General features: G+C 54.8%; 20 protein-coding genes. 6 read left to right on the top strand and 14 right to left on the bottom strand.

Translation table 11 applies throughout. The features are described 5' to 3' along the window. Positions 1-37: 37 nt before the first annotated feature. Positions 38-757: a fatty acid metabolism transcriptional regulator FadR gene (gene fadR / locus LZ634_RS16405; protein ID WP_234507162.1), complete on the bottom strand. Its 720-nt coding sequence runs from the start codon at positions 755-757 to the stop codon at positions 38-40. A 212-nt stretch (positions 758-969) separates the two neighbouring features. Between fadR and nhaB the strand changes: the two genes are divergently transcribed. Next, positions 970-2,523 carry a Na(+)/H(+) antiporter NhaB gene (gene nhaB / locus LZ634_RS16400; RefSeq protein WP_234507161.1) on the top strand — a complete coding sequence of 518 codons (1,554 nt, stop codon included), beginning with the start codon at positions 970-972 and terminating at the stop codon, positions 2,521-2,523. A gap of 138 nt (positions 2,524-2,661) precedes the next feature. Next, on the top strand, positions 2,662-3,192 hold the full coding sequence (gene dsbB / locus LZ634_RS16395) for a disulfide bond formation protein DsbB (protein WP_234507160.1): 531 nt from the start codon (positions 2,662-2,664) through the stop codon (positions 3,190-3,192). A 264-nt stretch (positions 3,193-3,456) separates the two neighbouring features. Here dsbB and LZ634_RS16390 read toward each other — a convergent pair whose 3' ends face one another. The 3 genes from LZ634_RS16390 to LZ634_RS16380 all read right to left on the bottom strand — a co-directional run bounded on the left by LZ634_RS16390 (position 3,457) and on the right by LZ634_RS16380 (position 4,992). Then, positions 3,457-3,903 carry a YcgN family cysteine cluster protein gene (locus LZ634_RS16390; protein WP_112204301.1) on the bottom strand — a complete coding sequence of 149 codons (447 nt, stop codon included), beginning with the start codon at positions 3,901-3,903 and terminating at the stop codon, positions 3,457-3,459. Between the two features lie 93 nt (positions 3,904-3,996). After that, positions 3,997-4,656 carry a fumarylacetoacetate hydrolase family protein gene (locus LZ634_RS16385; RefSeq protein WP_234507158.1) on the bottom strand — a complete coding sequence of 220 codons (660 nt, stop codon included), beginning with the start codon at positions 4,654-4,656 and terminating at the stop codon, positions 3,997-3,999. A gap of 54 nt (positions 4,657-4,710) precedes the next feature. Further along, entirely contained in the window at positions 4,711-4,992 is a 282-nt protein-coding gene (locus LZ634_RS16380; RefSeq protein WP_234507155.1) for a YcgL domain-containing protein, read from the bottom strand. 126 nt (positions 4,993-5,118) lie between these two features. On the opposite strand from LZ634_RS16380, the gene minC reads away from it, so the two are divergent. Genes minC through minE form a run of 3 tightly spaced genes read left to right on the top strand, consistent with a single transcriptional unit; the run spans position 5,119 to position 6,934 of the window. After that, on the top strand, positions 5,119-5,826 hold the full coding sequence (gene minC / locus LZ634_RS16375) for a septum site-determining protein MinC (protein WP_234507244.1): 708 nt from the start codon (positions 5,119-5,121) through the stop codon (positions 5,824-5,826). Between the two features lie 22 nt (positions 5,827-5,848). Next, on the top strand, positions 5,849-6,661 hold the full coding sequence (gene minD, locus LZ634_RS16370) for a septum site-determining protein MinD (RefSeq protein ID WP_234507153.1): 813 nt from the start codon (positions 5,849-5,851) through the stop codon (positions 6,659-6,661). Between the two features lie 3 nt (positions 6,662-6,664). Further along, positions 6,665-6,934, top strand: a complete 270-nt coding sequence (gene minE / locus LZ634_RS16365) for a cell division topological specificity factor MinE (RefSeq protein WP_052285609.1) — start codon at positions 6,665-6,667, stop codon at positions 6,932-6,934. Between the two features lie 77 nt (positions 6,935-7,011). Here the strand turns inward: minE and rnd are convergent, their stop codons facing one another. The 5 genes from rnd to LZ634_RS16340 all read right to left on the bottom strand — a co-directional run bounded on the left by rnd (position 7,012) and on the right by LZ634_RS16340 (position 13,436). Beyond that, positions 7,012-8,127 carry a ribonuclease D gene (rnd, locus tag LZ634_RS16360; protein WP_234507242.1) on the bottom strand — a complete coding sequence of 372 codons (1,116 nt, stop codon included), beginning with the start codon at positions 8,125-8,127 and terminating at the stop codon, positions 7,012-7,014. An 81-nt stretch (positions 8,128-8,208) separates the two neighbouring features. Beyond that, the gene (gene fadD / locus LZ634_RS16355; protein WP_234507151.1) at positions 8,209-9,894 is read right to left on the bottom strand and encodes a long-chain-fatty-acid--CoA ligase FadD; all 1,686 of its coding nucleotides are present in this window, start codon (positions 9,892-9,894) and stop codon (positions 8,209-8,211) included. A gap of 207 nt (positions 9,895-10,101) precedes the next feature. Next, positions 10,102-10,683, bottom strand: coding sequence for a Slp family lipoprotein (locus tag LZ634_RS16350; protein WP_234507149.1), 582 nt, complete (start codon positions 10,681-10,683; stop codon positions 10,102-10,104). A 37-nt stretch (positions 10,684-10,720) separates the two neighbouring features. Next, positions 10,721-11,416 (bottom strand): tRNA (adenosine(37)-N6)-threonylcarbamoyltransferase complex dimerization subunit type 1 TsaB, encoded by a 696-nt coding sequence (tsaB, locus tag LZ634_RS16345; protein WP_234507147.1) that lies wholly within the window; start codon positions 11,414-11,416, stop codon positions 10,721-10,723. Positions 11,417-11,525: 109 nt separating this feature from the next. Beyond that, positions 11,526-13,436: an ATP-dependent DNA helicase gene (locus LZ634_RS16340; RefSeq protein ID WP_234507145.1), complete on the bottom strand. Its 1,911-nt coding sequence runs from the start codon at positions 13,434-13,436 to the stop codon at positions 11,526-11,528. 206 nt (positions 13,437-13,642) lie between these two features. On the opposite strand from LZ634_RS16340, the gene LZ634_RS16335 reads away from it, so the two are divergent. Beyond that, positions 13,643-13,987 carry a RidA family protein gene (locus LZ634_RS16335; protein ID WP_234507143.1) on the top strand — a complete coding sequence of 115 codons (345 nt, stop codon included), beginning with the start codon at positions 13,643-13,645 and terminating at the stop codon, positions 13,985-13,987. Positions 13,988-14,030: 43 nt separating this feature from the next. Here LZ634_RS16335 and LZ634_RS16330 read toward each other — a convergent pair whose 3' ends face one another. Genes LZ634_RS16330 through LZ634_RS16310 form a run of 5 tightly spaced genes read right to left on the bottom strand, consistent with a single transcriptional unit; the run spans position 14,031 to position 19,374 of the window. After that, complete coding sequence (locus LZ634_RS16330) at positions 14,031-15,170, bottom strand: alginate lyase family protein (protein ID WP_234507240.1); 1,140 nt, start codon at positions 15,168-15,170, stop codon at positions 14,031-14,033. 7 nt (positions 15,171-15,177) lie between these two features. Then, a complete protein-coding gene (locus LZ634_RS16325; RefSeq protein WP_234507141.1) occupies positions 15,178-16,272 on the bottom strand; it encodes an ABC transporter ATP-binding protein in 1,095 nt (364 codons plus the stop codon). Between the two features lie 10 nt (positions 16,273-16,282). Next, a complete protein-coding gene (locus LZ634_RS16320; RefSeq protein WP_004121979.1) occupies positions 16,283-17,122 on the bottom strand; it encodes a carbohydrate ABC transporter permease in 840 nt (279 codons plus the stop codon). 9 nt (positions 17,123-17,131) lie between these two features. Further along, positions 17,132-18,073, bottom strand: a complete 942-nt coding sequence (locus tag LZ634_RS16315; RefSeq protein WP_234507139.1) for a carbohydrate ABC transporter permease — start codon at positions 18,071-18,073, stop codon at positions 17,132-17,134. Between the two features lie 11 nt (positions 18,074-18,084). Beyond that, complete coding sequence (locus LZ634_RS16310; protein WP_234507137.1) at positions 18,085-19,374, bottom strand: ABC transporter substrate-binding protein; 1,290 nt, start codon at positions 19,372-19,374, stop codon at positions 18,085-18,087. Between the last annotated feature and the right edge of the window lie 145 nt (positions 19,375-19,519).

Genomic DNA, 19,519 nt, shown 5'->3' with positions numbered 1-19,519 from the left:
GGCATAACCGGGGTGTTTTATTTTACGTTGGCGGTGATTAACGGCCGTGAATAGCCAAATCGCCCGGCAGATTTTTCTGCATCCGATGCCAGATCTCGCCACTGTCGTGACCATACCGGCGCACCGTTTCATACACTTTATCGTGATCGCCCTGCTCGCACAGTTCAGCCAACCGGTGATAGAAGCCCAGTGCCAGGCTGCGCGCTTCCGGGCTGGAGAAGTAGTGACGACCCAAGCGGGTGTACAGCCCCTTCATGCCGTTTAAGATCAAACCGTAAATCGGGTTGCCGGAGGCAAACGCCAGACCGCGGAAAATGCCGTAATCCAGCTCGGCAAACGCGTCGGCGTAGTCTTCGACTTCACGCGCATTGGCCAGCACTTCCAGCGCTTTTTCCGGATGTTGACGGAATGCGGTGCGAATATAGATGGTCGCGATGTTGGTACGCACGGAGAGCAAATTATCAATCAGCTGCGGTACGCTATCGTGATCGAGGCGTGCCAGCGTTTCGAGGATATTGAGCCCGGACGTTTCCCAGAAATTATTGACCTTCGTCGGCTTGCCGTGCTGAATGGTTAACCAGCCGTCGCGAGCCAGACGTTGCAACACTTCACGTAAGGTGGTGCGAGTCACACCAATTAATTCAGAGAGTTCACGTTCAGCAGGAAGAATTGAACCTGGAGGAAAACGGTTATTCCAGATACTTTCAACAATATACTCTTCCGCGAAACCCGCCGGGCTTTGCGCCTTAATAACCATAGTAAAAATTCCATTACACAGCGTTGCAATTGGACTCATCATACCAGAGCCAACATAGTGCAGATAGCGCAACGATGGAATTAAAAAGGGATCGCCGTTTCATTTTTCACATTTCTTTTTTAGCACGGAAACCATCCTTCCCGGGCCATTTCTGGCAGTGAACCGGAATAAATGGTAAAAAATGTCATCTTTTCAGGAGGAAAACGGTTGTCATGGAAATTTCTTACGGTCGCGCCCTGTGGCGTAACTTTCTCGGCCAGTCACCGGACTGGTATAAGCTGCTACTGATTATTTTCTTAGTCATCAATCCATTAGCCTTTTTACTCAACCCATTTGTCGCCGGATGGATGCTGGTGGTTGAATTTATCTTCACGCTGGCAATGGCGCTGAAATGTTATCCACTCATCCCCGGTGGTCTGTTGGCTATCGAAGCGGTATTTATCGGCATGACCTCGCCCGAACACGTGCGCGATGAGATTGCAGCCAACCTGGAAGTATTGCTTCTGCTGATCTTTATGGTCGCCGGCATTTACTTTATGAAGCAGCTGCTGCTGTTTATCTTCACCCGCCTGTTGCTCAATATCCGTAGCAAACGGCTGCTCTCTATCGCCTTCTGCCTCGCCGCCGCTTTTCTCTCGGCGTTTCTCGATGCGCTGACGGTAGTGGCGGTCATTATCAGCGTCGCCGTGGGCTTCTACAGTATCTATCACCAGGTCGTCTCCTCCCGCCCTGACGATGTCGATCTGCTTGATGATAGCCATATCGACAAGCATAACCGTGAAGTGCTGGAGCAGTTCCGCGCCTTTTTACGCAGCCTGATGATGCATGCAGGCGTCGGCACCGCGCTTGGCGGCGTGATGACTATGGTTGGCGAACCGCAGAACCTGATTATTGCCAAGGTCGCGGGCTGGCATTTTGGTGAATTTTTCCTGCGCATGTCGCCAGTCACCGTTCCGGTCTTTTTCTGCGGCATCCTGACCTGCTTCCTGCTGGAGAAATGTAAAGCCTTTGGTTACGGTGCTGAACTCCCCGACGCAGTTCGCAAAATTCTCTATGACTTCGACGAGCGCAGCCGTAAACAGCGTACGCAGCAAGAGACTATGCGCCTCATCGTGCAGGGCATTATCGGCGTCTGGCTGGTTCTGGCGCTGGCATTGCATCTCGCGGAGGTGGGCCTGATCGGCCTGACGGTGATTATTTTCGCCACCTCGTTCACCGGCATTACCGATGAGCACGCTATTGGCAAAGCCTTCACCGAAGCGCTGCCGTTTACGGCCCTGCTGACGGTCTTCTTCGCCGTGGTGGCGGTGATTATCGACCAGCATCTATTTGCGCCGATTATCGACTTCGTGCTACAGGCATCGCCGCATGCACAGCGTTCGCTGTTCTATCTGTTTAACGGCGTGCTGTCATCGATATCGGACAACGTTTTTGTCGGTACTGTCTACATTAACGAAGCCAAAACCGCGCTGGATAATGGGGCCATCACCCTGCCGCAGTTCGAGCTGCTGGCGGTCGCTATCAATACCGGAACCAACCTGCCGTCGGTGGCGACACCAAATGGCCAGGCCGCGTTCCTGTTCCTGCTGACCTCGGCGCTGGCGCCGTTGATTCGGTTGTCCTACGGGAGAATGGTATGGATGGCATTGCCTTACACCCTCGTGCTGACGCTGGTGGGTCTGCTGTGCGTGGAGTTTACCCTCCAGCCAGCAGTTGATTGGATGATGAGCCAGGGCTTATTAGGGCTCCCGGCAATAAGCCACTAAATTCACTGCGCTTCTCCATGCCGGCGGTTTTCTCGCCGGCATTGCATGACCATTTACGAATTATTGCGTATAGCCAGATGGCACGGCTAACGTTTTCGTTTACACTGCGTTTTCAAAGCTCGTTCCAGGGAAATGATTATGTTGCGATATTTAAACCAGAGCTCACGTGGCCGCAGTGCCTGGTTATTAATGGCGTTAACCGCTTTTGCGCTTGAGCTAGTGGCATTATGGTTCCAACACGTGATGCTGTTAAAACCGTGCGTGCTGTGTATTTACGAGCGCTGCGCGCTGTTTGGCATCATGGGGGCAGGATTGGTTGGTGCCGTCGCGCCGAAGAGTCCGCTGCGTTACATTGCGATTTTTATTTGGATCTACAGCGCATTTCGTGGCCTGCAGCTGGCGTGGGAACACACCATGATCCAGCTTCACCCGTCACCGTTTATGACCTGTGATTTTATGGCGCGCTTCCCAAGCTGGCTGCCATTGGACAAATGGTTACCGCAGGTGTTTGTCGCTTCAGGCGACTGCTCGGTTCGTCAGTGGGAGTTTTTAACGCTGGAGATGCCGCAGTGGCTGGTGGGTATTTTTGCCGCCTATCTGATTGTGGCGCTGCTGGTGCTGATTGCCCAACCGTTTAAACCGAAAAGACGCGACCTGTTCGGCCGTTAATCGTTTTCATTGCCAGCTGCAGAGTATTGCGGCTGGCATTCCTTCCTGACTAATTCATCAACGCCCAAATACCGTACCCCGCCGCACACAGCAGTCCCCAACCGCTCAGGTTTATCACTACTGCCAGCATTAAGAGTCTTATTGAACTATTCATCAGGAACCTCATACCAATGCGAATAGAGTCACTATCGGCACGGTACGACGTTTACCCAGCGATTTTGTTACTAAAAAGTAAAAACAAAGCAATATCGCGGAAATTGCGAATTAGTCAGCCCATTCGGGTTTGTTCATGATGTGGTCCTGCCAATCGATCACTTCGGACTCTTTCACCGCGATATGGCGCACGGAAATACGCTCGCCGTGCATCGCCGCTTTAGAGCCGGCGATCAGCGGGTGCCACTGTGGCAGCGGCTGCCCTTCCGCCAGCAGGCGATAGGCGCAGGTATGCGGCAGCCACTCGAAGGTCGGTAGGTTGTCGCGCGTCAGCTTGATGCAGTCAGGCTCGTACTCGAAACGACGCTCGTAGTTACGGCACTGGCAGGTTTTGATATTCAACTGACGACAGGCAACGTTAGTAAAATAGATTTCATCGGTGTCTTCATCCATCAGCTTGTGCAGGCAGCACTGTCCGCAGCCATCGCACAGCGACTCCCACTCGGCGTCGGTCATATCGTCAAGGGTTTTGCTCTGCCAGAAAGGTAATTCGCTCATCAGGATGTCCACATCAAAAATCGGGTTGCATCTTATAACCAGTCTGGCACAGGGATGCAAGTTTTGCCGCCCGATTGGGGCGGCAAGAAGGGATTACAGCACGCGGGTCGTCAGGGATTGGCCGTTAAACTGCACTTCCAGTTCGTCGCCGCTGTGCAGCGGGCCGACGCCTTCCGGTGTCCCGGTCAGCACCACGTCACCCGGTTTCAGAGTGAAGAAGCGGCTCATATAGGCGATCAGCGGCACAATTTTGTGGATCATGTCGGCGGTCGTGCCCTGCTGGCGCACTTCGCCGTTTACCGTCAGGCCCAGCGTGGTATTTTGCGGGTCGCCGCTAAAAGCAGAAACGGGAATAAAACCGGAGATCGGACAGGAATTATCGAACCCCTTCGCTTTCTCCCACGGCTGGCCGGCTTTTTTCATTTTGCCCTGCACATCGCGCAAGGTGAGATCCAGCGCAACGCCGTAACCGGCAATGGCCTGCTGTACGTGGTCCGGCGTGGCCTGGCGCAGCGTGCCGCCAATCAGTACCGCCAGCTCAACTTCATGATGCACAGAACCCAACCCCTGCGGCAGGATCAGCGGCTGGCGCAAATCGCACAGCGCCGTTTCCGGCTTAATAAACAATACGGGTTCTTCCGGCGTCGCGCTGCCCATTTCCTGGATATGTTTTGCATAATTACTGCCAACACAAACAACTTTGCTTACCGGGTAATCCAGCAGAGCACCCTGCCAGTTATGATGCTGATACATGCGTTTCCCTTACTCGTTGTTACCATGGACATACATCTGCCGGAAGCGAATGAATTAATCGCCCTTATTTTGTGAGTCGGCCAGATGCTGTTTTAACAGATTTTCAGGCGGCGGCGGGAGCTGTAAATAATACCCCTGCTCAACTAATGCCTGTTTTACCTTTTCCCAATCGGCATTGACCGGTTTCTTACGTCCGTCCAGCGGCAGGACCATTGCCAGCTTCGGCTGACCGAATCCCTGCATTAATTCCGCAGGCACACGTGAGAAGTCGTCTTTTTTTTCGACATATAAATAGGTTTGATCGCGTTTAGTACTACGATAAATCACACAAAACATACTTTTACTCTGAATTAGGACTGTGGTTGCTTGCTTGAATATATTAGTGACTATAACATGCCTGATAGTCTTCGGAATATCATCGCGTATTATGCGATGATAAATAGCAAATTGAGTAAGGCCAGGATGTCAAACACGCCAATCGAACTTAAAGGCAGTAGCTTCACCTTATCCGTGGTTCATTTGCATGATGCAAATGCCGAGGTTATTCGTCAGGCGTTAGAAGACAAAGTCGCCCAGGCTCCGGCTTTTTTCCGTCATGCACCGGTCGTGGTTAACGTCAGCCGCCTTGAGGAGTTTACCCAATGGCGCGCAATCCAGCAGGCAATCATGTCTGTCGGCTTACGTATTGTCGGCGTCAGCGGCTGCAAGAACCCGCAGTTCAAAGCCGCAATCGACCAATCGGGCCTCCCTTTACTCACTGAAGGGAAAGAAAAAGTCACCCGGCCGCAGCTCGTTGAGCCACCAGCACCCGTCGAACCACCACCAATTGTTAATTCGATCACAAAAACGCGAATGATTGATACGCCGGTACGTTCCGGTCAGCGCATTTATGCACCAAACTGTGATCTGATTGTAACAAGCCACGTGAGCGCAGGGGCGGAACTTATCGCCGATGGCAATATTCATGTCTATGGCATGATGCGCGGTCGCGTTCTGGCTGGTGCCGGCGGAGACCGGGAAGCACAGGTATTTTGTACCCACCTTGCGGCGGAGCTGGTCTCCATTGCAGGGGAATATTGGCTGAGCGATCAAATCCCAGCCGAATTTTATGGCAAAGCGGCGCGTCTGCGTTTAGACGATAACGCTTTGACTATTCAACCGTTAAATTAATCCCTTTTAACAAGGAATTTCTATGGCACGCATTATTGTTGTGACTTCAGGTAAAGGGGGCGTGGGTAAAACCACCTCCAGCGCGGCCATCGCGACTGGTTTGGCGCAAAAGGGAAAGAAAACGGTCGTTATCGATTTTGATATCGGTCTGCGTAATCTTGACCTGATCATGGGCTGCGAACGTCGTGTAGTTTATGATTTTGTTAACGTTATCCAGGGCGATGCCACGCTGAATCAGGCGTTGATCAAAGATAAGCGCACCGAAAATCTCTTTATTCTCCCCGCTTCCCAGACGCGTGATAAAGATGCGCTGACCCGTGAAGGCGTCGAGAAAGTGCTCGACGAGCTGAAAAAGATGGAGTTCGACTTCGTCGTCTGCGATTCCCCTGCGGGTATCGAAACCGGCGCGCTGATGGCGCTGTACTTCGCCGACGAAGCTATTATCACCACCAACCCTGAAGTCTCGTCCGTACGTGACTCCGACCGCATCCTGGGTATCCTGGCGTCAAAATCACGCCGTGCGGAAAATGGTGAAGACCCAATCAAAGAACACCTGCTGTTAACGCGCTACAACCCTGGCCGCGTGAACAAGGGCGACATGCTGAGCATGGAAGATGTGCTGGAAATCCTGCGCATTAAGCTGGTCGGTGTTATTCCAGAAGATCAGTCGGTACTGCGCGCCTCAAACCAGGGCGAGCCGGTTATTCTGGATGAAGTGTCTGACGCGGGCAAAGCCTACGCGGATACCGTAGATCGTCTGTTGGGAGAAGAACGTCCTTTCCGCTTCGTTGAAGAAGAGAAGAAAGGTTTCCTCAAACGCCTGTTCGGAGGATAAATCATGGCATTACTCGACTTTTTTCTCTCACGGAAAAAGCATACCGCTAACATTGCTAAAGAACGTCTGCAAATCATCGTCGCGGAACGCCGCCGCAGCGATGCAGAACCACACTATCTGCCGCAGTTACGCAAAGACATTCTGGAAGTGATTTGCCGCTACGTGCAGATCGACCCGGAAATGGTCACGGTGCAGCTGGAGCAAAAAGACGGGGATATTTCGATTCTGGAACTCAACGTCACGCTGCCGGAAGCAGAAGAGTCAAAATCCTGACTTTCGGTGGTGTACGAAAAAGGCGCTAGAGATAGCGCCTTTTTTGTTTTTGCTGCACTCACGCAGAGCGCAGTAAGTTAGCGCGGATATTGCGCTAACAGTGCGTCCAGACGCCCTGCCAGCAGTTCACCGCGCCAGCCGGAAATCATCTCCGGGGCGGTGGTGCGCGGCTTCAGCTGCCAGTGCCAGTTCAGCAGTTGGTTAATCTGGCGGCGCGATGCCAGCATCTCGGCGCTCACGCCGTTTTCCTGCCCCACGTCCTGCACCAGCGCCTTAATCTCTTTAAACGCTTTGCGGTAGCCCGACATATCCATCAGGTTGAGCAATGGCTCCGGCAGCGACGATTCCGGCAGCGCCTGCGCTTTCTCAACGAGGCTCAGCAGCGTTTTACCGTGGAAGCGAATTTCGCTCCCCGACAGCCCCAGGCTATCGAGTTCACCGAGGCTACCCGGCATATAGCGCGCCACGCTCCACAGGTGCTCTTCGCGGACCACAAAGTTAACCGCCAGATCGCGCTCACGGGCTTTACGCAGGCGCCAGTCAGCCAACAATTGCAGGCAGGCCAGCTGACGGGTACGCAGCTGCCAGGCGTTGGTAATGTCACGCCATGCATCGCTCGGGTCGGTCACTTCCTGACGACGCTGCTGCATCAGCTGGCATTCGTTCAGCGCCCACGCCAGACGACCCGCCTGTTCGGTTTCAGCCATCAGCTTGTGGGCAATCGGCAGCAGATACCAGACGTCGGCGGCCGCATATTCACACTGACGCGTGGTCAACGGACGCGCCAGCCAATCGGTGCGCGATTCGCTCTTATCAAGCTCAACGCCGGAATACTCGGCAACCATCGCCGCAAAGCCCCAGGACATTGGGCGACCACAGAAAGCGGCCAGCACCTGGGTGTCAATCAGCGGCTGCGGCATCGCGCCAAAGGTATTCATGAAAACTTCTAAGTCTTCGCTACCCGCATGCAGGTATTTAGTGATGTCCCGGTCCTGCAAAATCGCCTGCAGCGGCGACCAGTCAGTAATACCCAGAGGATCAATCAGCGCCGTACGCTCACCGTCAAAAAGCTGAATCAGCCCCAGCTGCGGGTAGTAGGTGCGGGTACGGACAAACTCGGTATCCAGCGCCACAGCGGTTGTCTGACGAACCGCATCGCACAAGGTGCTGAGCTGGTCGTTGGTGGTGATCATCTGATAGTTCAAATCGTACTCTCTTATTTTTTGCCAAAAAAAACGCCAGCAGAGCTGGCGTTAGGCATCATGACTCGTGGCTTATCCCTTATTGTCCACTTTGGCACGGGCTTCGTCACGTAATTCTCGTCGTAAAATTTTCCCGACGTTCGACTTCGGCAGTTCATCCCGGAATTCAACCAGTTTCGGTACTTTGTAGCCGGTGAGCTGGCGGCGACAGAAGGTGATCAACGCCTCTTCGGTCAGGCTGGCCTCTTTTTTCACCACGAAAATCTTCACTGCTTCGCCGCTGTTGCCGGACGGAACGCCAACCGCCGCCACTTCCAGCACGCCGGAGTGCTGCATGACCACGTCTTCAATTTCATTCGGGTAAACGTTGAAGCCGGAGACCAGAATCATGTCTTTCTTACGGTCAACGATGCGCAGGAAGCCTTCGTCATCCATCACCGCGATATCGCCGGTATGCAGCCAGCCATTTTTGATGATTTCATCGGTCGCATCCGGACGCTGCCAGTAGCCTTCCATCACCTGTGGCCCTTTCACGCACAGTTCACCCGGTTCGCCGGTGGCGACTTCATTATCGTCATCATCGACTAGCTTCACGTCGGTAGAAGGCACCGGCAGACCGATGCTACCGCTGTGGTAATCGATATCGTGCGGGTTCACGCTCACCAGCGGCGCACATTCGGTCAGGCCGTAACCTTCCAGCAGATATTGCCCGGTCAGCTTCACCCAGCGATCGGCAACCGAGTGGTTAACCGGCATCCCACCGCCTGCAGACAGGTGCAGAGTAGAAAAATCGAGCTGCTGGAAATCTTTGTTATTCAGCAACGCATTGAACAGCGTATTCACCCCGGTCATGGCGGTGAATGGGTACTTCGCCAGCTCTTTGACCAGCCCCGGAATATCACGCGGGTTGGTTATCAGGATATTTTTACCGCCTAACTCAATAAACAGCAGGCAGTTCATCGTCAACGCAAAGATGTGGTACAGCGGCAGCGCGGTGATGACGACTTCTTTACCTTCATGCAGCAGCGGCCCGTAGGTGGCTTTGACCTGCTCGAGGTTGGCCAGCATATTACGGTGGGACAGCATCGCCCCTTTCGCTACGCCAGTGGTACCGCCGGTGTATTGCAGGAAGGCAATATCATCCGCTTTCACTACCGGTTTTACGTACTGTAAACGGTAGCCGGAATGCAGCGCACGACGGAAAGAGATAGCGTCCGGCAGATGGTATTTCGGCACCAGTCGTTTAATGTACTTCACCACAAAGTTAACCAGCGTTCCCTTAGCGGTAGAAAGCTGATCGCCCATACGGGTCAAAATCACGTGCTTCACCGAAGTCTTGTCCACCACCTTTTCCAGGGTGTGGGCAAAGTTCGAGACGATAACAATCGCCTGGGCACCACTATCGTTAAGCTGGTGCTCCAGCTCGCGCGGGGTGTACAGCGGGTTGACGTTAACCACGATCATCCCGGCACGCAAGATACCGAACAGCGCGACCGGATACTGTAACAAGTTAGGCATCATCAGCGCGACGCGGTCGCCCTGCTTGAGCCCCAGCCCCTGCTGGAGATACGCGGCAAAGGCGCGGCTGCGCTCTTCAAGTTTACGGAAGGTCATCACTTCGCCCATGTTGACGAAGCCAGGCTGATCCGCGAAGCGGGTTGTTGCCTGTTCAAACAGTTCCACCAGGGATTGATAGCGGTCAGGGTTGATCTCTGCCGGGACATCGGCAGGATAACGGTTGAGCCAAACCTTATTCAAAGCATCACCTCTAAAATACGTATTTGTCGTCATCACAACCCCAATTGGCAAACTTTCGTTAACATAATATTAACTCAGCGTACCAGTTTAAGAATCACTCGAAATTAAGGTTGCGAAGCACGTCACTCTTTATTTTTTTTATATCCATTACAACGAAGAAACAGCGGGCTAGCCGCTGTTTCTTTTTTGTCTCTCAGACTGCAGATCTTATTCAGTTACGACGTTCCGGACTTCTGCGGGCCCCGTGTTATACCAGCCCCAACCACCGTAGCCGTAGTTCCAGGGGCGAGCACCAAAGGCCCACGGGTCAATGGGCTGTGGCGGCATCACCACCTGCTGGGTAACGCGCCAGCGTTTATAGCCCGTCGCCTGCATGTGCAGGAAGGTATATTTGGTGGTACCCACCTTCCCTTCCAGCGTCCCGACGATAGGGCCGACAACCGTCACCAGTTGACCACGGAAGTCCACCGGGTCAAGGAAACCGTTAATATCGGCATAGATACGCCCGCGAGAGGCTTCACCCAGCGTTGGCCGCGCGCCGCTGTCGAGAGGGACAGTGGCAATCTCCAGCCGGGTGCGCCCCTGCTGGTTTTCAATACCGACCACCGTGCCGCCAAAGCGCGACTCCTGGCCCACATACAGTTGCGGCGCGGACATAACGCGTACCAGGTCCTGCTGCGGCGTGGGGCTACTGCCCTGAATGGCATCAGGCACGGTGACACAACCGCTTAACGCAACCGCGATAAGCCCTGCGATAACACCCCGAATGACCCTTTTTTTAACTGCCATGATGCTGCTCCTATTCTCAATATCTCTCTATTGAGATTCATTCGCGGCCAGGAAGTTTCTTCCACGCAACTTCATTACGCAAATAAACTGGTTCCGCTTTGTCGACGGCGACCGTTTTGCCCTGTTCCAGCAGTTGGCAGGCAATAGGGAGCATATCTTCAGCTTCCGGCAGCAGCACATCGCCATCGCTCAGCGTCACGTTCGCGCCCTGGGTCATATCAGGCCATGCGGCCCAGCCGGTTCCGACAGTCGCCCACTCGCCTTCCAGCTCGGCCAAGCGCTGCTGTACCGCTTCTGGTTTGAGCACCGCTTCGGTGGCTTCACCGTGCCAGACACCCTGCGCATCACGCTGATATTCAGCCCAATACACTTCTCCCATACGCGCATCGATGGCGGCGAGCACGCGGGACGCGCCCTGCTTACGCCATGCGCCCTGCGCCATGGTCGCCAGCGTCGAAACGCCGATCATCGGCAGCTCGGCGCCCAGCGCCAGCCCTTGTGCGATACCAATACCGATACGCACGCCGGTGAAGCTGCCCGGACCGCGACCAAACGCCAGCGCGTCGAGGTCGGTCAGGCTTACGCCGCCTTGGGTGAGAATATCCTGCACGATAGGCAGAATACGTTGGGTGTGTTCCCGAGGACAAAGCTCGAAGTGGGCACAGGTATTACCATCATTCCACAGGGCAGCCGAACAGGCTTCCGTGGCGGTATCGATAGCCAGAATTCGCATGGATTAGTCGCGCTCTCGCAGTTATATACGCCTTATCTTTCAGATAGCCCGGTCGATTTGGCGTAGGGGTCAACAAAATGGCGCGCATCTTATCACACTTTAGCGCGCATTACCGCGTCGATGACAGCGCCAGGAAGCGCACCGCCCGGCGAATATCGCGGGTACGCGGCGCAGGCGGCAGACTGGCGAGGAACGTGGCGCCGTACGGGCGCATCACCAGGCGGTTATCACAGATAACCAGCACGCCGCGATCGGTGACATCACGAATCAAACGTCCCACGCCCTGTTTAAGCGTAATCACCGCATCGGGAAGCTGCACGTCATCGAAAGGATCGCCGCCGCGCAGACGGCAGTCTTCCATCCGCGCCTTAAGCAGTGGATCGTCTGGAGAGGTAAACGGCAGCTTGTCGATGATAACCAGTGACAGTGCGTCACCGCGCACGTCCACCCCTTCCCAGAAGCTGCTGGTTGCCACCAGCAGGGCGTTGCCAGCGCTGACAAACTGTTGCAGCAGTTGACCTTTACTGGTTTCCCCTTGCAACAACACCGGTAAAGTCATGGTGGCGCGGAACTGTTCGGCCAGATCGCGCATCATGGCGTGCGAGGTGCACAGCATAAAGCAGCGGCCGTTGTTGGCTTCAATCAGCGGGCGCAGCATGGCGGCCAGATGGCGCGCAGCCCCCGGCTGATTCGGCAGCGGCAAATTACGCGGCACGCACAGCAGCGCCTGGGTCGCGTAATCGAACGGACTCGGCAGCAGCATTGACTCGGCGTTTTCAATCCCCAACCGCTCGGTAAAGTGGTGCAGATCGTCGTTCACCGATAGCGTCGCGGAGGTGAAAATCCAGCTACCCGGTTTCGCCGCCATCACCTCTTTGAATTTATCCGCCACCGTCAGCGGGGTCAGCGCCAGCGTGAAGTGGCGCGAGTTGCATTCGTACCAGTAGCTAAAACCTGGGGTATTAATCTCTTTTAAACGCTTCAGCCGCGCGCGATACAGGGTGGCCCGTTCAAATGCCACATCAAGCAGCGCCGAGCGGCCGAGCGACAGTTTGGCCACGTCGTAGCAAAGCTCCAGCGCGTCATCCAGCAACAGCAGCGCGCGCTGGACGTTGTTATCGGTTAGCAGCTCGCGCAGATTCCCGCGATAGCCCGGATCGCCCACCTGCAGACGGAAATCCTGGGTCGCCTGCGCCAGGCGGTCGGCACACTTTTGCAGCTGCTGGGTATCTTTGAGTTCGGTCCGGTAGGCAATGGTGACGTCTTTCGCCAGATCCAACAGCTGGCGGCTGGAAAGCGACTGGCCGAAATACTGGCTGGCAATATCCGGGAGCTGATGGGCTTCATCGAAGATCATCACTTCAGCTTCTGGGATAAGCTCGCCGAAGCCGCTCTCTTTGACCACCATATCGGCGAGGAACAGGTGATGGTTCACCACCACCACGTCGGCATCCATCGCCTTTTTACGCGCCTTCACCACAAAACAATCCTGATACTGCGGGCAGTCGCTGCCCAGACAGTTATCGTTGGTGCTGGTGACCAGCGGCCACGCCTGGGAATCTTCGGCAACGCTGACGCAGGTGCTGATATCGCCATCGATGGTTTGATTGGACCAGCTGCGCAGCAAAATCACGTCACTGAGTGTCTGCACCGGGAGATCGCCGCCCGCCAGCGCCTGTTGTTCAAGACGTTCAAGGCACAGGTAGTTGGAGCGGCCTTTCAGCAGCGCCAGTTTACCGCTATAGCTAAGCGCTTTTGACACCGTGGGCAGGTCGCGACTGTAGAGCTGATCCTGTAGCGCTTTCGAGCCTGTCGAGATAATGACCTTTTTGTTGGCACGTAATGCGGGCGCCAGGTAGGCATAGGTTTTACCGGTACCCGTACCGGCTTCCACCACCAGCGGTTGACCATCGTCAATCGCCTTCATGACGGCGTGTGCCATCTGGCGCTGCGGTTCACGCGGTTTAAAGCCGGTTATCGCCTGCGCAAGCTGGCCGTCTGCTGCAAAATCGTCCGTCACGTTACCCCCTGGAAAAATTCCCAGTGATTATGTCAGGCCAACCCCGCTTATGCCAGTCGAAGTCGTGACGCAGCGTCGACAATGTGGCAGTCTTAGCGCGTTTGTATACCTCATATTTTGAGCCGCATCCGCGGGGCAGCGTTTATTTAGCGCCCTTGATGCCGCTTAAAAGATAAGTGTACCCGTGATGTTAAAAGGAAATTGAAATGACAATTGTACGTATTGATGCTGAAGCGCGTTGGTCTGACGTCGTTATCCATAACCAGACGCTGTACTACACTGGCGTACCCGAAAACCTGGATGCCGATGCCTTTGAGCAGACAGCAAATACGCTGGCGCAAATTGATGCGGTGCTGGAAAAACAGGGCAGCAATAAGTCACGTATTCTCGATGCCACCATCTTCCTGCCTGACGGCGATGATTTTGCCGCGATGAATAAAGCGTGGGATGCGTGGGTGGTTGCGGGCCACGCGCCGGTGCGCTGCACCGTGCAGGCAAAGCTGATGAACCCGCGCTATAAAGTCGAAATTAAGATTATCGCTGCCGTCTGATAGCGTAAGGCTTCCCCGGACAAAGCCGAGGAAGCCGCTCATATCAGCCAGGGCACCACATCAGCTGTTCTTTGAGCTGTAGGGTTTCCTGAGGCAGACATTTCAACACATCGCGATAGCTGACCGCCTGTTTGGCATAGCCCCGAACCGACTGCAACAACACGCGCAGCGCGCTGTCCCAGACAATCCCCTGTAAATCGCTGTACGGCCAGAGATCCGGTTCACGGACAAACGGCACCAGGTAATCAATCCCCTGCTTCACGCCACGCCCATCGCGGATGGTATTCCAGCGGTCAAACTCGACGTGCTCGGCATAGCGGTTGAGCAACAGATGCGCTTCGAGGTTAAACAGCGAATAGTGGAAAGGAATGGTACGTTCCAGCTCCATCGTCTGTTTACCGTCCTGGTCAATTTGCGCCGCCATACGCTGGGTGATCCCCTGCTCGATAATCCGCGCCGCCAGCCCTTTATCGCCGTAGAACAGCGCATTCACCGTACGCTGGGCGTCGTACCAGGTGCCGTGGTTATTGTGCCAGACGTATTCCGAATGGCCGATTTCGCTGTAGTACATCCAATGGTTAAAGTCGCGGAACCACTGATGCAGGCCGATGATATCGTCGGTATCCAGCACGCTGGCGGTGTTAATCAGACCGATAGTGTCGACCACCATCCACAGCAGGCGCGTGTCGATAAGCCCGGTGCCGCGTCCGGAGACGATCCCAGGGATCGCCTGACCGTAATTCAGATGCGGATTCATTCGCGTATCCGCATCAAGGAACCAGCAGCGAATTTGCTGCGCGGCAGCCTGCGCGTACTGACGCTGACCGGTAAAGTACCACGCCAGCCCCAGCGTCAGGCAACGCTCGCACATGCGAATAATGCGCGAGGTGTCGGTGTCGTTGTTTTCACACTGCGGGTTAATGTGCCCGTCGCGGCGAATATACGGCAGCCCGTTGGGCCGCCGCGGGTTTGGCCACCAGTAGGTGCCCAGACTGTAGTAGTCATGCGCGTCACCGCTCGCCGGACGCAGTTTTTTATGCACCACGCTTTCTGGCGGCTCACGCCTTAAAACATCGGCTTCCGAGACCAGTTTGCTCAGCGCAAGCTGCAGCGGCGAGAACGGCTGCTTTAAGCCCGCGCGGGCATTTTCCAGACAATTTTCATCAAGGGTGTACAGCTTCATCGCCACCTTAATTTTCCTCCCCACAGGCAATACGTACGCCGCTTTGCGCATCGAAAAGATGCACGCCGGAGAGCTTCGGCTGCAGCCAGATGTTGTCACCTTCTTTGACCGGCAAGCGCTGCTTAAACACGGAAGTAAACGCCCCGCCGCCGGTGTCGCAGAACAGCTGCATATCCGAGCCGGTATTCTCCACCGCCGTGACTTTCGCGGCTAACGCATCGTCGCGCGCTTCATGCACCACGTTCACCTGCTCAGGACGAATGGCATACACCACCTGCTGGCCATTTTTCACCGGTAATCCCGCAGGCAGCGCCAGCAGCGAACCGTCTTTCAGCCGCAGGCTGGTGACGCTGCCGTTTAACACCACTTCCCCCGGCAGTTGATTGATTTCCGGCGAACCGATGAACCCTGCCACAAACAGGTTTGCCGGCTGGTCGTACAGCTCCAGCGGCGTGCCCGCCTGTTCGATGCGCCCGTCGCGCAGCACCACGATCATCTGTCCCATGGTCATCGCTTCAATCTGATCGTGAGTCACGTATACCGACGTGGTTTTTAACCGGCGGTGCAGTTCACGAATTTCACCGCGCACCTGAGTACGCAGCTTGGCATCGAGGTTCGACAGCGGTTCGTCAAACAAGAACACCTGCGGTTTACGCACGATAGCGCGCCCCATCGCCACGCGCTGACGCTGACCGCCGGAGAGATCTTTTGGCAGGCGCTCTAACAACGGTTCCAGCCCCAGCAGCGCCGCCGCTTCGTTGACCTTCTGGTTAATATCGCTCTTCGGTAAACGCGCCATCTTCAGCGCAAAGCCCATATTTTCGCGCACCGTCATCTGCGGATAGAGCGCATAGCTCTGGAACACCATCGCGATATCACGCAGCTTCGGTTCCACTTCGGTGACGTTGCGTTCGTTAATGTGCACTTCACCAGCGGAAATTTCCTCCAGCCCGGCAATCATGCGCAGAAGCGTCGATTTGCCACAGCCGCTCGGGCCAACAAGGACGCAGAACTCACCGTCCGGGATAGTCAGCGACACATCTTTAATGACGTGTGCATCACCATAAGACTTCCGCACGCTATTCAGTACAACAGATCCCATCGGTAACTCCTTATCCTTTGACCGCGCCGGACATAATCCCGCGATTGAAATGTTTTTGCAGACCCAGATAGACAATGATGCTTGGCAGCATCGCCAGTAATGTAATGGCGATAAAAATGTTCGGCGTAATGCTCTCATCGGTACGCAGCGTGCCGAGGATCACCGGAATGGTGTTGAGGCTGTCCTGGTTGACCACAATCAGCGGCAGCAGGTACTGGTCCCAAATCATAATGAAGCCAAACGTCACCACCGTACCCAGCGCCGGTTTCACCAGCGGCAGAATGACGTGGAAGAAAATCTGCCATTCGTTAGCGCCATCAATACGGGCCGCCTCTTCCAGCTCTTTCGGGATGGCCGACATAAATTCGGTCAGCACGAAGATGGAGAACGCCCAGCCCACTACCGGCAGAATCATCCCGAGGTAGCTGTTGTACAGCGAGGCATCGATAAACGGCAGTCGCCAGTTGATAATCATGTACAGCGGAATGGCGATGACCTCTTCCGGCAACATCATGGTGGAGAGGATCACCAGGCTCACCAGCGCCACGCCGCGGAACTTTTTACGTGCCAGCGCATAGGCCGCCAGCGCGCTCACCGACACCTGTAGCACGGTGCCGAAGAACACCACCAGAATCGAGTTCAGCAGATACTGCCAGACGCCGATATCCATCCAGGCAAAGATGAAGTTCTCAAATGAGAACTGATTTGGCCAGGCCAGCAGTTCACCCGGTTTCACCGGCGCGCCGCTAAAAGCGGTGGCGACAATGCCCCAGAACGGTCCCACAAAGACAATCAGTAACAGCGCGTAGATGCACCAGCGTCCTGCGGTATCCCAACGTTTACTTAACATCACGGCTCCTTAGTAACGTGCGATACGTTTTTTCAGCGTCAGATGACAGATGGTTAAGATCACCGTGAAGGTGAACAGCAGGAACGACACCGCCGATGCGTAGCCATAATCAAACTGCTCAAAACCAAGTTTATAGATGTGGGTCATGACCATTTCCGTGGAATTAGACGGCCCGCCGCCGGTGGTGGCATACACTTCAGCAAACACGCGGAACCCACGAATAAAGGAGAGCATCAGCACCACCGACAGCGCCGGGATCATCCCAGGCAGCGTGACGTAGCGCAGGCGGTTCCACCAGTTCGCGCCGTCCACGTTTGAGGCGTCGTACAGGTCGCGGCTGATCCCCGCCAGACCGGCGATGAATATCACCATGTTGTACGGCACCGCCTTCCAGATATGCAGCAGCATGATGACCCATAGCGCCTGATCCGAGCTGGCAAGAAAGCCCTGATCGGCCACACCAAACCAGCTCAGAATATGGTTCATCACCCCGTTCGGCGTTGGGTTGAACAAAATGCGCCACATTTCTGCGACGATTGCCGCACTGGTTACCGCCGGTAAAAAGATGGCGGTACGGATAAAGCGCAGATGACGCGCCGGGCCTTCCAGCAACATGGCGAGGAAAAACGCCAGGATGGCAGCGGCAAACATGGTAACCAGCACGTACAGCAGGGTGTTAACCACCGCCGAATGCAGCTCAACATCGGCGAATGCGCGGGTGAAGTTGGCAAACCCCACCCACTCATCCGGCTGATTAAAGTTGACCTTGTAGAAGCTCATCACCAGACCCTGAATCATCGGGATGAACTTAAACCAGCTAAAGATAATCAGCGCAGGGGCTAAAAACAGCCACGGAATGAGCGCTCGTTTACGTTTTGACGTCAGCCATCCGGTAGCGTCAGGCGAAGCGGCTTGCTTTAGCGGCGAGGACTTCGTCTCATGCAGCGTCATAACTCAATTCCTCACTTAGCCAGCACATTTTGTTTTTCCAGCTCGGCGTTCACCTTGCCATCGATAACCTTCAGCTCAGCGCGAATATCGCTGTTGCAGTCGGCAAAAATACGGTTAAAGCCATCGGCGGCTACCTGGCGTACCGGTGTCCAGTTGGGGATCTGCGGCACATAGCGCCCCTGCTCGTTATACAGGCGGGCGAAGGTTTCCCAGCGCGCATCCTGATAGACGGCTTTAACATCGACATTCTTGTTCACCGGCAGACGAACCACCGGAATATGCTGGCTGCCTTTGCCCATGCCAATTTCCTGGCCTTCCTGCGAAATCATGAATTCGATGAATTTACGCGCTTCTTCTTTCTGCTTACTGCTCTTCATCATGAAGACCGTGGTCCCTTCGGCAAGAGTCGCTTCACCTTTTGGTCCAACAACCGGCACAACGTCAAAGTTGTCTTTGCCTGGGTCTTTATCAAACAGTGCAATATGGTATGGGCCGCTGAAGAACATGCCGCTCTGGCCGGAGCGGAAGGATGGGATAACGTCAGCGGTGGTGGCATTAATAGCCCCAGGTTGCGTCACTTTTTCGCACATCATGGTGCGCATAAAGGTCATCGCCTGAGCCACTTCCGGCGTATCGAGCGTGGCACTGAACTTACCGTTGTTGTCTTTGACAAAATCGCCGCCCGCCTGCCAGATAAAGCTGCTCATAAACCAGCTGGCGTAGCCACGGGTGGTAGAGGCTGGAACGATAAAGCCGTAGGTATCATTTTTGCCGTTACCATCCGGATCCTGAGTGGTGAACGCTTTGGCCAGCGTCTGGATATCGTCCCAGCTTTTCGGCAGCGGCAGGCCGAGCTTTTCACGCCAGTCTTTACGCACGAAAAGTGCGAAGGTCTGCGCGGAGGTTGGCACGCCGTAATATTTTCCGTCGATATAGCGGGTACTGTTCCATGCGGTCGGATAAAGATTATCACCACCGCTTATCGTTTTAGGGTCAATCTCTTGCGCAATACCGAGTTGGATGAATTGCCCCAGCGATGCCGCATCGTTAAAGATCAGGTCCGGTAACGCGTTCCCGGCTGTGGCACGCGCCAGGCGCTGCTCAAAATCGGTAGTCGCGTTGAAGTACTCAATTTTGATCCCGGTTTTTTCTTCGAACTTCTCCGCCTCTTGCTTGTAGATGTTTTTGGAGTCGTTACTTGCGCGGATCCAGACGTTAAGGGTCGTGGCGGCGTAGCTCTGCCCGACGCCAAGTCCCAGTGCAGAAAGAAGTAATATTGAACGTAATTTATTCGCAGACATGATCGCATATCCTTTATTGTAGGGTGCAAAGGCAATTAAATTCGCAACGGATGCATTTTCCGGGTAAGAGAAAATGCATTTCGACATTAATACAACATGCGTAAAAATTTATTTTCCAACATTAAATAGAATTATATTTTTCAAT

This window comes from Kluyvera intermedia (assembly GCF_021440345.1).
GTDB classification, from domain to species: Bacteria; Pseudomonadota; Gammaproteobacteria; order Enterobacterales; family Enterobacteriaceae; genus Kluyvera; species Kluyvera intermedia_A.
The sequence above is the reverse complement of the archived record's forward strand: the minus strand, read 5'-3'. Positions and strand labels throughout refer to the sequence as shown.

Bases quoted from the DNA above. Each gene is read 5' to 3' on its own strand.
- LZ634_RS16335 (WP_234507143.1), top strand. From the start codon at position 13,643: ATGACAATTGTACGTATTGATGCTGAAGCGCGTTGGTCTGACGTCGTT.
- minC (WP_234507244.1), top strand. From the start codon at position 5,119: ATGTCAAACACGCCAATCGAACTTAAAGGCAGTAGCTTCACCTTATCC.
- LZ634_RS16390 (WP_112204301.1), bottom strand. From the start codon at position 3,903: ATGAGCGAATTACCTTTCTGGCAGAGCAAAACCCTTGACGATATGACC.
- tsaB (WP_234507147.1), bottom strand. From the start codon at position 11,416: ATGCGAATTCTGGCTATCGATACCGCCACGGAAGCCTGTTCGGCTGCC.
- fadR (WP_234507162.1), bottom strand. From the start codon at position 757: ATGGTTATTAAGGCGCAAAGCCCGGCGGGTTTCGCGGAAGAGTATATT.
- LZ634_RS16385 (WP_234507158.1), bottom strand. From the start codon at position 4,656: ATGTATCAGCATCATAACTGGCAGGGTGCTCTGCTGGATTACCCGGTA.
- LZ634_RS16350 (WP_234507149.1), bottom strand. From the start codon at position 10,683: ATGGCAGTTAAAAAAAGGGTCATTCGGGGTGTTATCGCAGGGCTTATC.
- LZ634_RS16320 (WP_004121979.1), bottom strand. From the start codon at position 17,122: ATGTTAAGTAAACGTTGGGATACCGCAGGACGCTGGTGCATCTACGCG.
- nhaB (WP_234507161.1), top strand. From the start codon at position 970: ATGGAAATTTCTTACGGTCGCGCCCTGTGGCGTAACTTTCTCGGCCAG.
- dsbB (WP_234507160.1), top strand. From the start codon at position 2,662: ATGTTGCGATATTTAAACCAGAGCTCACGTGGCCGCAGTGCCTGGTTA.
- LZ634_RS16315 (WP_234507139.1), bottom strand. From the start codon at position 18,073: ATGACGCTGCATGAGACGAAGTCCTCGCCGCTAAAGCAAGCCGCTTCG.
- LZ634_RS16380 (WP_234507155.1), bottom strand. From the start codon at position 4,992: ATGTTTTGTGTGATTTATCGTAGTACTAAACGCGATCAAACCTATTTA.
- LZ634_RS16325 (WP_234507141.1), bottom strand. From the start codon at position 16,272: ATGGGATCTGTTGTACTGAATAGCGTGCGGAAGTCTTATGGTGATGCA.
- rnd (WP_234507242.1), bottom strand. From the start codon at position 8,127: ATGATCACCACCAACGACCAGCTCAGCACCTTGTGCGATGCGGTTCGT.
- LZ634_RS16330 (WP_234507240.1), bottom strand. From the start codon at position 15,170: ATGAAGCTGTACACCCTTGATGAAAATTGTCTGGAAAATGCCCGCGCG.
- LZ634_RS16310 (WP_234507137.1), bottom strand. From the start codon at position 19,374: ATGTCTGCGAATAAATTACGTTCAATATTACTTCTTTCTGCACTGGGA.
- minD (WP_234507153.1), top strand. From the start codon at position 5,849: ATGGCACGCATTATTGTTGTGACTTCAGGTAAAGGGGGCGTGGGTAAA.
- minE (WP_052285609.1), top strand. From the start codon at position 6,665: ATGGCATTACTCGACTTTTTTCTCTCACGGAAAAAGCATACCGCTAAC.